This window comes from Bacillus sp. 05T31, assembly GCF_056396725.1.
Genome location: NZ_JBFTMA010001416.1, coordinates 1 through 430 on the forward strand (window position 1 = coordinate 1; position 430 = coordinate 430).

The 430-nt window shown below is 29.3% G+C and carries 1 pseudogene; it reads right to left on the minus strand.

Going from position 1 to position 430, the window contains the following annotated elements:
• Window positions 1-226: 226 nt before the first annotated feature.
• Window positions 227-430: pseudogene (locus AC1DJR_RS33600) on the minus strand (sulfite exporter TauE/SafE family protein); the annotation flags it as partial.

Here is a 430-nt window from a genome sequence, read left to right on the forward strand (position 1 = left end):
CCATAATGGTCATCGAACAATATATTTCTATACAATAAACTATTGAATAGAATAGGGCAAAACTTGTTCGCATTTTTAGAAAAGGGATAGGGATATAATTCAAGTAATACTTCGAATACTCGAACTTTATACTCATTATATTAAAGCAAATCCTTTTATATGAGAAATATGAATTACTTACATAATTCATTCGTAAAATATATTAATAGATTTCTATATATTCTCTTTAATCTACTAACAACATACATCCAGCTAATATTGGTGTCATAATCATCGAAAACCTTAGAAGCATGCGAGGTGCATAATTTGTAAACTTAGCTCCTATATATGCTCCTAACATTGTCCCGATTAAAACTTGTACTAATAATACATAATCTAAATACCCTTCCGAACTATATCCAAACCCACCTCCAATTGCGATTGGTAATAT